The sequence below is a fragment of the Agromyces intestinalis genome (assembly GCF_008365295.1).
GTDB lineage: Bacteria > Actinomycetota > Actinomycetes > Actinomycetales > Microbacteriaceae > Agromyces > Agromyces intestinalis.
The window spans coordinates 3521736-3536502 of record NZ_CP043505.1 but is presented as its reverse complement, the minus strand read 5'-3'; the positions used below and the strand labels follow the sequence as shown (position 1 = coordinate 3536502).

8 protein-coding genes are annotated in these 14767 nt (G+C 72.1%); 4 read left to right on the top strand and 4 right to left on the bottom strand.

Going from position 1 to position 14767, the window contains the following annotated elements; genetic code table 11:
* Positions 1-31 precede the first annotated feature (31 nt).
* From ligA to FLP10_RS16075, 3 genes are all read right to left on the bottom strand, one after another.
* The gene (gene ligA, locus FLP10_RS16085; RefSeq protein WP_149161783.1) at positions 32-2365 is read right to left on the bottom strand and encodes an NAD-dependent DNA ligase LigA; all 2334 of its coding nucleotides are present in this window, start codon (positions 2363-2365) and stop codon (positions 32-34) included.
* A gap of 155 nt (positions 2366-2520) precedes the next feature.
* Complete coding sequence (gene mnmA, locus FLP10_RS16080) at positions 2521-3657, bottom strand: tRNA 2-thiouridine(34) synthase MnmA (RefSeq protein WP_149161782.1); 1137 nt, start codon at positions 3655-3657, stop codon at positions 2521-2523.
* Between the two features lie 154 nt (positions 3658-3811).
* Complete coding sequence (locus FLP10_RS16075; protein WP_149161781.1) at positions 3812-5032, bottom strand: cysteine desulfurase family protein; 1221 nt, start codon at positions 5030-5032, stop codon at positions 3812-3814.
* 60 nt (positions 5033-5092) lie between these two features.
* Between FLP10_RS16075 and glgX the strand changes: the two genes are divergently transcribed.
* Both glgX and ybaK read left to right on the top strand, forming a co-directional pair.
* A complete protein-coding gene (glgX, locus tag FLP10_RS16070; RefSeq protein WP_149161780.1) occupies positions 5093-7177 on the top strand; it encodes a glycogen debranching protein GlgX in 2085 nt (694 codons plus the stop codon).
* Complete coding sequence (ybaK, locus tag FLP10_RS16065; RefSeq protein WP_149161779.1) at positions 7177-7680, top strand: Cys-tRNA(Pro) deacylase; 504 nt, start codon at positions 7177-7179, stop codon at positions 7678-7680. The genes glgX and ybaK overlap by 1 nt, the downstream gene beginning before the upstream one ends.
* A 59-nt stretch (positions 7681-7739) precedes the next feature.
* On the opposite strand, the gene glgP is transcribed toward ybaK, so the two are convergent.
* Positions 7740-10304: an alpha-glucan family phosphorylase gene (gene glgP / locus FLP10_RS16060; RefSeq protein ID WP_149161778.1), complete on the bottom strand. Its 2565-nt coding sequence runs from the start codon at positions 10302-10304 to the stop codon at positions 7740-7742.
* An 83-nt stretch (positions 10305-10387) separates the two neighbouring features.
* Between glgP and FLP10_RS16055 the strand changes: the two genes are divergently transcribed.
* Together FLP10_RS16055 and glgB are read left to right on the top strand one after the other, a co-directional pair.
* Positions 10388-12559, top strand: a complete 2172-nt coding sequence (locus FLP10_RS16055) for a maltotransferase domain-containing protein (RefSeq protein ID WP_210418428.1) — start codon at positions 10388-10390, stop codon at positions 12557-12559.
* Complete coding sequence (gene glgB, locus FLP10_RS16050; RefSeq protein WP_149161777.1) at positions 12552-14759, top strand: 1,4-alpha-glucan branching protein GlgB; 2208 nt, start codon at positions 12552-12554, stop codon at positions 14757-14759. The genes FLP10_RS16055 and glgB overlap by 8 nt, the downstream gene beginning before the upstream one ends.
* Positions 14760-14767 lie beyond the last annotated feature (8 nt).

Genomic DNA, 14767 nt, shown 5'->3' with positions numbered 1-14767 from the left:
GCCGCCGCCGGGCGGCCGCGCCGGGCGGGCGTCAGGCGTCGAGCGCGGCCGGACCCTCGGTGACCAGCACGCGGAACTGCGCCGCGTCGAGCACCCGAATGCCGAGCTCTTCGGCTTTGGCGAGCTTCGACCCGGCGCCGGGGCCGGCCGCGACGAAGTCGGTCTTCTTCGACACGCTCGAGGCGGCCTTGCCGCCCGCGGCGATGATCGCCTCTTGCGCGCCCTCGCGCGTGTAGCCGTCGAGCGAGCCGGTCGCGACCACGGTGAGGCCGGCGAGCACGCCGCCCGCTTCGGCCGCCGCCCCGGGGCCGGGATGCCCGGGCGTCGCCCACTGGACGCCCGCCGCCGACCACCGGTCGACGATCTCTCGGTGCCAGTCGACGTCGAACCAGTCGATGACCGCGTCGGCGATGATGCCGCCGACGCCCTCGACCTCGGCGAGCTCGTCGCGGCTCGCCGCGCGGATCGCGTCGAGCGACCCGAACCAGTCGGCGAGCGCACGGGCGGCCACGGGCCCCACGTGCCGGATGTTCAACGACACGACGAGCCGCCAGAGCGGCTTCGACTTGGCCTTGTCGAGCTCGGCCACGAGCCTCGTCGCCGCCTCGGACGGCAGCAGCTCACGGTGGTTCTTGCGCACGCCCGCCGCTCGCCGTTCGGCGGCCGTGAGCTGCTCGGTGCCGGGCGGATACGTGATGCGCACCTTCTGGAACGGCGCCCGGCGCACGGGCAGGCCGGTCTCATCGTCGACCTTGGGCTCGCCCGTCTCGGCATCTCGCACGACGACCTCGATGGGCACGAGCTCGTCGACCGTGAGGTCGAACAGCCGCGCCTCGGTGACGAGCGGCGGCACCTCGGGAACGACGGGCTGGGTGAGGGCGGCCGCGGTCACCTCGCCGAGCGCCTCGATGTCGAGCGCGCCGCGCGAGCCGATGTGCTCGACGCGGCCGCGCACCTGGGCGGGGCACGCGCGCGCGTTCGGGCAGCGCAGGTCGATGTCGCCCTCTTTCATGGGGCGCAGCGTCGTGCCGCACTCGGGGCAGGTCTCGGGCATCTGCCACTCGCGCTCCGAGCCGTCGCGGAGCTGTTCGACCGCGCCGAGGATCTCGGGGATCACATCGCCGGCCTTGCGCAGCACCACGGTGTCGCCGATGAGCACGCCCTTGGCGCGCACGACGTCTTGGTTGTGCAGGGTTGCCTGGCGCACCGTGGAGCCGGCGACCGTGACGGGCTCCATGATCGCGTACGGCGTCGCCCGGCCGGTGCGCCCGACCCCCACCGCGATGTCGAGCAGCTTCGTGTACACCTCTTCGGGCGGGTACTTGTAGGCGATCGCCCAGCGCGGTGCCCGACTGGTGGCGCCGAGCTCGTCGTGCAGCGCGAGCTCGTCGATCTTCACCACGATGCCGTCGATCTCGTGCTCGACGTCGTGCCGGTGCTCGCCCCAGTGCTCGATGAACCCGGCGACGCCGTCGATCGAGTCGAACACGCGCGTGTGCGGCGACACCGGCAGCCCCCAGCCCGCGAGCAGGTCGTAGATCTCGGACTGCGCGCCGACCGGCGGGGTCTGCCACGCGCCGATGCCGTGCAAGTACAGCGAGAGTCGCCCCAGTCGCTCGCGCATGAGGTCGAGCTGCAGCGCCGATTTGTTCTCGCGCCGCTGGCGCAGGCTGCCCGCCGCGGTGTTGCGCGCGTTCGCGAACTCGGGGAACCGCACGGGCACCTGGTCTTCGGCGCGACCACGGGCGACCTGCTCGGCGACATAGGCGGCCTGCAGCTCGTGCTGGCGTTCGTTCAGCGCCTCGAAGTCGGCCGAGCGCAGGAACACCTCGCCGCGCACCTCGAAGAACGACGGCCACCCCTCGCCCGACAGCAGCCGCGGGATCGCCGGGATGAACTCGATGTTCTCGGTGATGTCTTCGCCGACCCGCCCGTCGCCGCGGGTGGTCGCCGTCTCGAGCACGCCGTCGCGGTAGGCGAGGCTGATCGCGAGCCCGTCGATCTTCAGCTCGCTGAGCCAGTGCACGCGCCGCGCCGCGGCATCCTGCGCCTTGTTCGCCCACTCGCGGAACTCGTCGACGCTGAACACGTTGTCGAGGCTCAGCATGCGCTCGGCGTGCTCGTGCGGCGGGAAGCCCGCCGAGACGACGGCCGCGCCGACCTGCTGGGTGGGGCTGTCCTGCCCGACCAGGGCGGGGAACGCCCGCTCGAGCGCCTCGAGCCGGTGGAACGCGATGTCGTACTCGGCATCGGAGAGCGGCGAGACGCCGTCGCCGTAGTAGGCGAGGCGTGCGGTCTCGATGCGCTCGCGCAGCGCCTCGGACTCGGCGTGGGCAGCTTCGAAGTCGGCGGGGATGTCGCTCACAGGGTCATCCTAGGAGGGCCCACCGACACCGCGGATGGGATGCACCGCGCTCACGCGCGCAAGGCAACCCGATCGACGCGGCGGTGGCGGCGGGTTCCGGCGAGCCCGCCGACGAACCTCGGGCACCCCGTTCACAGGCGCAGGTCGGCGACGGATCAGGCCTCGACGGGGACCGCGCTCACCGTGCGGTCGATGGTGCACTGGCCGAGTACGCGCGTGCCGACGTAGACGACCGCGGTCTGTCCGGGCGCCACCCCGTCGAGCGGCCGATCGGGGCGGACGACGAGTTCGGCCGTGCCGGAGGCATCCGTCTTCACGAACGCGACCGCCGGAACCGGGTCCGCGTGCGCGCGGATCTGCACCTCGCAGGCGAACTCGTCGCCGGCGGCGGCGAGGCCCGACTCGACCGGGTCGGCTCCGGCCCAGCTGAATCGCGATCCGGCGATCTCGGCGACGGCGAGCGCCTCCTTCGGGCCGACGACGACCGTGCGCTCCTTCGGGCGAACCTCGAGCACGAAGCGCGGCCTGCCGTCGGGCGCCGGCGTGCCGAGGTGCAAGCCGCGGCGCTGGCCGACGGTGTACGCGTGCGCGCCCTCGTGCACGCCGACGACGGCGCCCGACCGATCGACGATGTCGCCCGGCGCGGTGCCGACCTTCTCGGCGAGCCAGCCCTTCGTGTCGCCGTCGCTGATGAAGCAGATGTCGTACGAGTCGGGCTTCTGCGCGACGCTGAGGCCGCGGCGCGCCGCCTCTTCGCGCACGAGCGCCTTCGATGGGGTGTCGCCGAGCGGGAAGTATGCGTGCGCGAGTTGTTCGGTCGTGAGCACCCCGAGGACGTAGCTCTGGTCTTTCGCCTCCGCGCTCGCGCGGTGCAGCTCGCGGCGGCCCGAGGCATCCGTCGTGATCTTCGCGTAGTGGCCCGTGGCGACCGCGTCGAAGCCGAGGGCGAGCGCCTTCTCGAGCAGTGCGGCGAACTTGATGCGCTCATTGCAGCGCATGCAGGGGTTCGGGGTGCGGCCGGCCGCGTACTCGCTGATGAAGTCGTCGACGACGTCGGCCTTGAAGCGCTCGGAGAAGTCCCACACGTAGTAGGGAATGCCGAGCATGTTCGCGGCACGCTGCGCGTCCATCGAGTCCTCGATGGTGCAGCAGCCGCGGCTGCCGGTGCGCAGGGTGCCGGGCATGCGACTGAGCGCGAGGTGCACGCCGACGACGTCGTGGCCGGCCTCGACGGCTCGCGCAGCCGCGACGGCGCTGTCGACGCCGCCTGACATCGCTGCAAGCACTCGCATGCCCCCCAGTCTACGAACCCCCTCCTGACACTCTTTTCAGGAACCGCGCGGGGAATCGCACCGTTTTCAGGAGAACACGCCGGCGCGAGCGCGGTTCCGACCCGTTACGCCTGAAAAGCGCACCATTCGCGGCCGGGTGAGTGGGCGGGGCGGGTCAGCGGTCGAAGGAGGTGGCGCGGGCCGCGAGGCCCGCGCGGCGGGCGCGCTCGAGGGCCGCGGGCAGGGCCGCGAGGAACGCGTCGACGTCGGCATCGGTCGAGTCGTGGCCGAGGGTGATGCGCAGCGCCCCGCGCGCGTCCTGTTCGGAGCGGCCCATCGCGATGAGCACGTGCGACGGCTCTGGCACGCCGGCCTGGCAGGCCGAGCCGGTCGAGACCGCGACGCCCGCGGCATCCAGCAGGAACAGCAGCGAGTCGCCCTCGCAGCCCGCGAACGCGAAGTGGGCGTTGCCCGGCAGTCGGCCCTCGGGGTCGGGGTCGCCCGACAGCGTCGCGTCGGACGCGATGGTCGCGACCCCGGCGATGAGCCGGTCGCGCAGGGCGGCCATGCGTGCCGCGTCGGTCTCGCGCACCGCCTCGACGGCGGTCGCGGCGGCGGCGAAGGCCGCTGCGGCCGCGACGTCCTGGGTACCCGACCGGATGCGACGCTGCTGGCCTCCGCCGTGCAGCAGGGGTTCGACCTTCGCCGAGCGGTCGAGCACGAGCGCGCCGACGCCGGCGGGCCCGCCGATCTTGTGCGCCGAGACGCTGAGTGCGACGAGTCCGGCACCGGGCGCCGCATCGGACGCAGCGCGCAGCCCGCGGAAGTCGATCGGCACCTGCCCGTATGCGGCGATCGCGTCGACGTGCAGCGGCACGTCGGCGCTCGCGCAGAGCGCGGCGACGTCGGCGACCGGCTGGAGCGTGCCGACCTCGTTGTTCGCCCACAGCATCGACACGAGCGCGACGGATGCCGCATGCCGCCGCAGTTCGTCGGCGAGGGCGTCGAGACGCACCCGGCCGACGGCGTCGACCGGGATCTCGACGACCTCGGCGCCCTCGTGCGCCGCCAACCACTCGACGGTGTCGATCGTGGCGTGGTGCTCGCCCGCGGGCACGACGAGTCGGGGCCGCGGGGCATCCGCCTGGCGCTGCCACCAGAGTCCCTTGATCGCGAGGTTCACCGCCTCGGTGCCGCTGCCGGTGAACACGACCTCGATCGGGTCGGCGCCGAGCGTGGCCGCGACGCGTTCGCGCGACTCCTCGAGCAGCCGCTTGGCCGTCTGGCCCGCCGAATGGATCGACGCGGGGTTGCCGACGAGCGTGAGCGCCCCGGTGAGCGCGGCGATCGCCTCGGGGCGCATCGGCGTGGTCGCCGCATGGTCGAGATAGACCATCGCCCACCCTCTCCGATTCGCGGAGCGGACGCGTCGTCCGCACGAACTACTGTAGATCGCATGCCCGAAGCCGCTGCCCGTACGTCCACCGACGTGCTGCGAGACCTGGGGGTGCTCCCGACGCGCGACGGCGGGTCGATCCGGGTGTGGAGCGGCAACGCCGACTCGGTCGAGCTCGAGGTGTACGCACCGGGTGACGTCGCCTGGGCGGTCGACCGGGTGGCGCTCGAGCGCGACGAGCACGGCGTGTGGTCGGGGTCGTCGGGGGCACTGGTCGAGGGCGCCGGTTATGGCCTGCGGGTCGACGGCCCGTCGGGCATCGAGCACGCGTTCAATCCCGCGCAGACCCTGCTCGATCCGTACGCGCGGGGGCTCGTCGCCGCTGGTCCCCGTGCCTACCGCGGCGTGGTGCTCGGGGGCCTGGGGCCCGAGGCATCCGTGGGATCGCTCGATGCGAAGCCGCGCGTGCCGCTCGACCGCACCGTGGTGTACGAACTGCATGTGCGCGGCTACAGCCGGGCCAACCCGGCGGTGCCGGCAGAGCTGCGCGGTACCTACGCGGGGCTCGCCCACGACGCGTCGATCGAGCATCTGCACCGGCTCGGCGTGACGACCGTCGAATTGCTGCCGGTGCACGCGTTCGTCAGCGAAGACCGGCTCATCCGCCAGGGCAAGGTCAACTACTGGGGCTACAACACCCTGGCCTTCTTCGCCCCGCACGCCGGGTACGCGACCGCCGCCGCGCAGGCCGGCGGCGCGGCGGCCGTGCGGCGCGAGTTCGCCGAGATGGTGTCGAAGCTGCACGAGGCGGGCCTCGAGGTCGTGCTCGACGTGGTGTACAACCACACCGCCGAAGAGGGGCGCACCGGGCCGACGCACAGCTTCCGCGGCATCGACAACTCGGGCTACTACCGTCACGACGCGCACGGCCGGTACGTCGACACCACGGGCTGCGGCAACACGCTCGACGCCGGCCACGAACCCGTCGCCCAGCTCGTGCTCGACTCGATGCGGTACTGGGCGGGCGAACTCGGCATCGACGGGTTCCGTCTCGACCTCGCGGCCACCCTCGGGCGCGACCGCAACGCGACCTTCACGTCCGACCATCCGCTGCTGCGCGGCATGCTCGACGACCCGGTCGTCGGGGCGACGAAGCTCATCGCCGAGCCGTGGGACGTCGGCCCGGGCGGGTGGCAGACCGGCAGCTTTCCGGCCGGGTTCAGCGAGTGGAACGACCGGTACCGCGATCGGATGCGCGACTTCTGGCTCGGCGACCTGCGACGAGAGCGCGAGAGCGGCTCGGCCGGCAGCGGCATCGGGCGGTTCGCGACCCGGCTCGCCGGTTCCGAGAACACGTTCGCGCACGATCGCGGGCCGCTCGCGAGTCTCAACTTCATCACCGCGCACGACGGGTTCACGCTCGCCGACCTCACCGCGTACGACGTGAAGCACAACCTGGGCAACGGCGAGGGCAACCGCGACGGCACCGACGAGAACCGCTCGTACAACCACGGCGTCGAGGGGCCGACCGACGACCTCGCCATCCGCGCGGCGCGGCGGCGGAGCATCCGCAACCTGCTCGGCACCCTGCTGCTCTCGGCCGGCGTGCCGATGCTGACCGCCGGCGACGAGATCGCGCGCACGCAGCGCGGCAACAACAACGCCTACTGCCACGACTCCGAGCTGACGTGGCTGTCGTGGCAGCTCGACGCCGACGAGCGGTCGCTGCGCGACACGGTCGCCCGGCTCATCCGCCTGCGCGCCGAGAACCCGGCACTGCGTCCCGTGCGCTACGGCCGGTTCGGCGAGACGGTGCCGAGTGCGAGCCAGATGGACTGGTACAACGCCGACGGCGAGACCATGACCATCGACGACTGGAACTCCCCGGCCGAGCGCACGCTGCAGTACCTCGCCGCCTCGACGCCCGAGCACGAGCCGTTCAACCGCATCCTGCTCGTGGTGCACGCGCGCGACGCCGAGACCGAGGTGATCCTGCCCGAACACGAGGGGGTCGACCACTACACCCTGCTGTGGGACTCGGCGAGCGAGACGCCGGCCACGGCCGCCGAGGAGCAGCGGCCCGGCGACCGCGTCGAGGTGTCGGGCCTGTCGATGCAGCTGTATCGGGCCGACGGCGTGGCCTGATGGCCCGGCGATCGGATGCCGCGGCGAGCGCCGGCACGCCGGCCACCGTCGCACTCCAGCGGGCCGGAATCGCCTTCGTGCCCCGCGCCTACGAGCATGATCCGCGTGCGACCGCGTACGGGCTCGAGGCCGCCGAGAAGCTCGGCATCGAGCCCGAACGGGTGTTCAAGACGCTGCTGGTCGCGGTCGACGACGGCCTCGCGGTCGGCATCGTGCCGGTCGCCGAGCAGCTCGACCTGAAGGCGCTCGCGGGCGCTGTCGGCGGCAAGCGCGCCGAACTGGCCGACCCAGCGGTCGCCGAGCGCAAGACCGGGTACGTGGTCGGCGGCATCAGTCCGATCGGGCAGAAGACGGCGTTGCCGACCGTGCTCGACGAATCGGCGATCCTGTGCGAGACGATCCTCGTGTCGGGCGGGCGGCGAGGGTTCGACCTCGAGCTGGCCCCTGACGACCTGCTCACGGTCACGGGCGGGCGGTACGCGCCGATCGCGCGGGCGCGCTGAGGCAGCGGCGCTACGGGCGCTGCGAGTGCTGCCCGGCTCCAGCGCAGCGCGCCGACGGCCTATTCCGCGACGGCGACGAGCCCGAGTTCGGCGGCGCTCAGCAGCAGCGGATGCTTCGGGATGACGCGCACCGTGTACCCGAACGATCCCGCGCGGTCGAGTACGACCGAGCCGGCGTAGACGCGCGCGACACCGGCCTGACCGCCGGAGCCGGGCACGAGCTCGAGCGTCGCCCGGCGCACCGCGTCGAGCGTGTCGTCGGCGCGACCGCGGCCGTACACGACCTCGACCGACACGTCGTCGGGGTCGAGCGAGCCGAGGTCGACGTACGCGCGCAACTGCAGCTGGTCGCCGACGTGCGGGCTCTCGACTCCGCCCGACTCGACGTGCACGACGTGAACCCCGGGCCATGCCGCGCGCAGCCGCGTGCCGAACGCCGCGAGATCGCGCGCTCCGCGCGCGTTGTCGGCGCCGACCGCGGCGACGTGCCGTGCGGCGTGGCGGTAGAGCCGGTCGACGTACTCGCGCACCATCCGGTCGGCGCCGAGTTCGGGCGCGAGCGTCGACAGCGTGCGGCGGAGCATCCGGATCCACTCCCCCGGAACGCCGTCGCTGTTGCGGTCGTAGTAGCGCGGAGCGATGCGATGCTCGAGCAGGTCGTAGAGCGCGGTCGCCTCGAGCGCGTCGCGCTCGGCCGCGTCACCCGCCTGATCGGCGGACGGGATGACCCAGCCGTAGTCCTCCTCGGCGAACTCGGCCCACCAGCCGTCGAGGATGGACAAGTTGAGCGCGCCGTTCATCGCGGCCTTCATGCCCGAGGTGCCGCACGCCTCGAGCGGGCGGAGCGGGTTGTTCAGCCACACGTCGCAGCCCGGGTACAGGGTCGCCGCCATGCCCATGTCGTAGTCGGGCAGGAACACGATGCGCTCGCGCAAACCGGGCTCCTGGGCGAAGCGCACGAGCTGCTGGATGAGTCGCTTGCCTTCGTCGTCGGCCGGGTGCGACTTGCCTGCGACGACGAACTGCACCGGTCGTTCGGGGTCGGTGAGCAGCGCCCGCAGTCGATCGGGATCCTGCAGCATGAGGGTGAGGCGCTTGTAGGTCGGCACGCGCCGGGCGAATCCGACCGTGAGCACGTCGGGGTCCAGCACTCGGTGCACCCACTCGGGGGCGGGTGCACCCGAGTGCTGCTCGCCCCACGCCGCAACGAGGCGCCGTCGAGCGTCCTCGACGAGGTGCTGGCGCATGCGGCGCTTCACCGCCCAGAGCTCGGAATCCTCGAGCGAGGCGCTCAACCAGTCGGCGTGCTCGGCGTCGGCGGTGCCGAGCACCCGCTCGGCGAGCGAGCGCAGGGACGGGTCGGTCCAGGTGGGCGAGTGCACGCCGTTCGTGACCGAGGTGATCGGCACCTCGTCGGCATCGAAGCCCGGCCAGAGGGTGCCGAACATGCGCCGGCTGACCTCGCCGTGCAGCTTCGACACGCCGTTCGCGTGCTGGGCCAGGCGCAGCCCCATGACGGCCATGTTGAACGCGCTCGTCGCGAGGTCGGCTCCGGGTTCGACGCCGAGCGCGAGCGCGTCGGCCGGGTCGACGCCGGGCAGCAGCATCGGGGTGAGGTAGCGCTCGACCAGGGCACGGTCGAACCGGTCGATTCCGGCCGGCACGGGCGTGTGGGTGGTGAACACGGTGCCGGCGCGCACGTACTGCAGCGCGACGTCGAACGGCGCGCCGTGCCCGATCAGCTCCGAGATCCGCTCGAGGCCGAGGAATCCGGCGTGGCCCTCGTTCATGTGGAAGACCTCGGGCGAGGGCTTGCCCGCGATCTCGGTCCAGGCCCGCACCGCGCGGACGCCGCCGATGCCGAGCAGCAGCTCCTGCAGCAATCGATGCTCGCCCCCGCCGCCGTAGAGCCGGTCGGTGACCGAGCGCAGATCGTCGTCGTTCGCCGGGACATCGGTGTCGAGCAGCAACAGCGGCACCCGCCCGACCTCGGCGCGCCAGACGCGTGCGGTGAGCGCCCGGTCGTCGGGCAATGCGAGCACGACGTCGACAGCCGTGCCGTCGGGTCGGCGCAGCACCGACAGCGGAAGTCCGTCGGGATCCTGCACGGGGTAGCGCTCCTGCTGCCACCCGTCGGCCGAGATCGACTGCGCGAAGTACCCGGCCTTGTAGAACAGCCCGACGCCGACGATCGGGACGCCGAGGTCGCTCGCGGCCTTGAGGTGGTCGCCCGCGAGGATGCCGAGGCCGCCCGAGTACTGCGGCAGCGCCTCGGTGATGCCGAACTCGGGCGAGAAGTATGCGATCGCCTTCGGGGCGTCCTCGCCGAGGCCCTGGTACCAGCGCGGTGCCGTGAGGTACTCGCGCAGGTCGCTGCGTTCGCGCTCGGCCCATGCGACGTACCCCTCGTCGGCCGCGAGTTCGTCGAGCCGGGTCGGGTCCACCTCGCCGAGGAACGCGACGGGGTCGCGCCCCGACCGCACCCAGGCCTCGGGGTCGATGTGCTCGAAGAGCCGACGGGTCGGCTCGTGCCATGACCAGCGCAGGTTGCCGGCGAGCTCCTCGAGTGCGGCGAGCGGGGCGGGGACGACCGCCCGGACGGTGAACTTGCGGATCGGCTTCACGGCTCCACCCTAGGAGTCGCTCGTGACGAGCGTGTGAACTGGCCGCCGCGTGCGCCGCACCATTCCGCGCTACGGTCGGAACTGTGACGACCCCGACCCCGCTCGCCGGGCGCATCCCGGTGACCCGGCTCACGCCGGCCCCCCTCGACGATCGCTGGCGCCCGAAGGCGTATGAGGGCGAGGTGGTGCCGTTCGGCGCGACCGTGTTCCGCGAGGGGCACGACCTCGTCGGAGCGATGCTCGTGCTCACGGCGCCGAGCGGCGAAGTGGTGCGCGAACGGATGCGGGCCGTGGCGCCGGGCACCGACCGGTGGGAAGCGCTTGCGCGGCTCGACGAGATCGGCGTGTGGCGCTGGCATGTCACGGGATTCGGCGACGAGATCGCGACCTGGCGGCACGACGCCGCCATCAAGATCGACGCCGGGGTCGACGTCGAGGTGATGTACGAGCTCGGCGCGAGCCTGCTCGACCGGGCCGCGGCCGAGAAGTCCCGGCCGATCGCGGCGCGACGGCGGCTCACCGCGCTCGCGAGCGCGCTGCGCGGCGACGCGGCATCCGCGAGATCGGATGCCTCCGAGGCATCCGCCCGACGCGCCCTGCTCGACGACCCGGTCTTCGGGGAGTTCCGCGACCGTCCGCTCGCGCGCCTCGTGACCGACTCCGCCGAACGCGAACTCGTCGTCGAGCGCCGCCGGGCCGGAGTCGGCAGCTGGTATGAGTTCTTCCCCCGATCCGAGGGCGCGAAGCGCCGAAAAGACGGGTCGTGGCAGTCGGGCACGTTCCGCACCGCGGCAAAGCGCCTCGACGGCGTCGCCGCGATGGGCTTCGATGTGGTGTACCTGCCGCCGATCCATCCGATCGGGGTGACGAATCGCAAAGGTCGCAACAACACGCTCGACCCGCAGCCCGGCGATCCGGGCTCGCCCTGGGCGATCGGCGGCCCGCTCGCCGACGGCACCGCGGGCGGCCATGACGCGATCCATCCCGACCTCGGTACGCTCGCCGACTTCCGCGCGTTCGTGCGCCGCGCGGCCGCGCTCGGCATCGATGTCGCGCTCGACCTCGCGCTGCAGGCCTCGCCCGACCATCCCTGGGTGACCGAGCACCCCGAGTGGTTCACCCGACTGCCCGACGGCACGATCGCCTACGCCGAGAACCCGCCGAAGAAGTACCAGGACATCTACCCGGTCAACTTCGACGACGACCCCGACGGCATCTTCGCCGAGGTGCTGCGCATCGTGCGGCACTGGATCGCCCAGGGTGTGCGCATCTTCCGCGTCGACAACCCGCACACGAAGCCGCTGTGGTTCTGGGAGCGGTTGATCGCGGAGGTCGAGGCCGAGACTCCCGGCGTGGTGTTCCTCGCCGAGGCGTTCACCCGGCCGGCGCCCATGCAGGCGCTCGCAGCGGTGGGGTTCCAGCAGTCGTACACCTACTTCACCTGGCGCAACACCAAGGAGGAGCTCGAAGAGTACCTCGTGTCGCTCAGCCGCGACACGGCCGACTTCCTGCGCCCGAACCTGTTCGTGAACACCCCCGACATCCTCACCGAGTACCTGCAGTTCGGCGGCCCGGCGGCATTCTCGGTACGCGCCACGATCGCCGCGACCGCGGCCCCGACCTGGGGCGTCTACGCGGGCTTCGAGCTGTTCGAATCCGTCGCCCGACCCGGCGCCGAAGAGGCCATCGACAACGAGAAGTACGAATACAAGCCGCGCGACTTCGCCGCCGCTGAGCGCGAGGGTCGGTCGCTCGCGCTCTACCTCGGCATCCTCAACCGCGTCCGAGCCGAGCATCCGGCGCTGCAGCAGCTGCGCAATCTGCACCTGCACGCCACCGACGACGCCGCGGTGCTCGCGTTCTCGAAGCACCTCGACGCTCGGTTCACCGGCACCGGGTCGGATGACACCATCATCGTCGTGGTGAACGTCGACCCGCACTCGGTGCGCGAGACGACCGTGCACCTCGAGCTCGAGGCGATCGGACTCGAGCCCGGCGCCTCGTTCGAGGTGGAGGACCTCGTCGACGGCGCCCGATGGAGCTGGGGGGCGTCGAACTACGTTCGACTCGACGCCTTCACCCGACCGGCCCACGTGCTGCGGGTCATCCGCGAACCGGCCGCGGCCCGCGGCCGCAACGCCCGCACCGAGGCATCCGCCCGCACCGCGCACCCCGACGCACCGCCCGCCCGCCGCACCCGCGCCGACGCAACGCCCGCCCGCCGCACCCGTTCCCGGAGGACCGCCAGTGACTGACCAGACCGCGCCCGCCGCTCCCCCGATCACCGGGGAGGTGCTCGCCGCGGTCGGCGAGGGCCGGCACTCCGACCCGCACTCCGTGCTCGGCCAGCACGGCTTCGAGGTGCCCGGCGACGGGCGCACGCACACCGTCATCCGCGTGCGCCGGCCGCTCGCCGCCTCGGTCGACGCACTGCTCGCCGACGGCACCGAGCTGCCGCTCGAGCACGTGGGGTGGGGTGTCTGGGTCGGCGCCGGGCGGTTCGGCCCGACCGACTACCGAGTGCGGTCGCGCTACGACGATGGACCCGAGTGGGTGAGCGATGACCCGTACCGGTTCATGCCGACGATCGGCGAACTCGACCTGCACCTCATCATCGAGGGCCGGCACGAACAGCTCTGGAAGGTACTCGGCGCGCACCACCGCGACCATTGGGGCGTCTCCGCGTCGGTCGCCGGCACTTCCTTCACCGTCTGGGCGCCGCGCGCGACCGCGGCGCGGGTGGTCGGCGACTTCAACGACTGGGACGGCACCGGCCACGCCATGCGCAGCATGGGCGCGAGCGGGGTGTGGGAGCTGTTCGTGCCTGCGCTCGCCCCCGGTGCGGTGTACAAGTTCCAGCTGCGCACCGCGTCAGGCGACTGGATCGAGAAGGCCGACCCCATGGCCCGCCGGGCCGAGGTCGCACCCGCGACCGCCTCCATCGTCGACGAGAGCGTCCACGACTGGAACGACGGCGAGTGGATGCGCCGGCGCTCCGAGACCAACCCGCACACGCGCCCGATGAGCATCTACGAACTCCACCTCGGATCGTGGCGGCCGGGCAGGGGCTACCGCGACGTCGCCGACGAACTCATCGAGTACCTGCACTGGCTCGGCTACACGCATGTCGAGTTCCTGCCGCTCGCCGAGCATCCGTTCGGCGGTTCGTGGGGCTACCAGGTCACCGGGTACTACGCGGCGACGAGCCGGTTCGGCTCCCCCGACGACCTGCGGTACCTCATCGACCGCCTGCACCAGGCGGGTATCGGCGTGATCATGGACTGGGTGCCCGGGCACTTCCCGAAGGACGCGTGGGCGCTCGCCCGGTTCGACGGCGAGGCCCTGTACGAGCACCCCGACCCCCGCCGAGGCGAGCAGAAAGACTGGGGCACCCACGTCTTCGACTTCGGCAACCCGCGGGTGCGCAACTTCCTCGTCGCGAACGCGCTGTTCTGGTTCGAGGAGTTCCACGTCGACGGGCTGCGGGTCGACGCCGTGGCATCCATGCTCTACCTCGACTACTCGCGCGAGCCGGGCGAATGGCTGCCCAACGTCTACGGCGGCCGCGAGCACCTCGAGGCGATCGGGTTCCTGCAGGAGGCGACCGCGACCGCGTACAAGCGCAACGCCGGCATCGTGATGATCGCCGAGGAGTCGACCTCGTGGCCGGGGGTCACGGCGCCGACCAGCTCGGGAGGCCTCGGCTTCGGCTACAAGTGGAACATGGGGTGGATGCACGACACCCTCGAGTACATCCAGAACGACCCGATGTACCGGTCGTACCACCACCACGACCTCACCTTCTCGTTCCTGTACGCGTTCAGTGAGCACTTCGTACTGCCGATCAGCCACGACGAGGTCGTGCACGGCAAGGGTTCGCTCGTGCACAAGATGCCCGGCGACCACTGGCAGCAGCTCGCGAACACCCGCGCCTACCTCGCGTACATGTGGGCGCACCCCGGCAAGCAGCTGCTGTTCATGGGGCAGGAGTTCGGCCAGCTCAGCGAGTGGAGCGAGGAGCGCGGGCTCGACTGGTGGATGCTCGACCAGCCCTCGCACCGCCAGCTCGCCGAGTTCGTGGGGGCACTCAACCGCACCTACCGCGACCTGCCCCAGCTCTGGGAGCTCGACGACGACTCCGACGGGTTCGAGTGGGTCGAGGGCGGCGCGGCGCAGGCGAACGTGATCGCGTTCCTGCGCTACGACCGGGCGCGCACGCCGCTGCTGTGCATCGTGAATTTCGCGGGCATGCCGCACGAGGGCTTCCGGCTGGGGGTTCCGGCGGCGGGTCGGTGGATCGAGATCCTGAACTCGGATGCCACGGAGTTCGGCGGCTCGGGCGTCGGCAACCTCGGCGCGGTCGAAGCGACGGATGCCCCGTGGGCCGGCCGGGCCGCATCGGCGACCTTCACGCTGCCGCCGCTGGGCGCGGTGTGGTTCCGCTTCGAAGGCTGAGCGGCCGC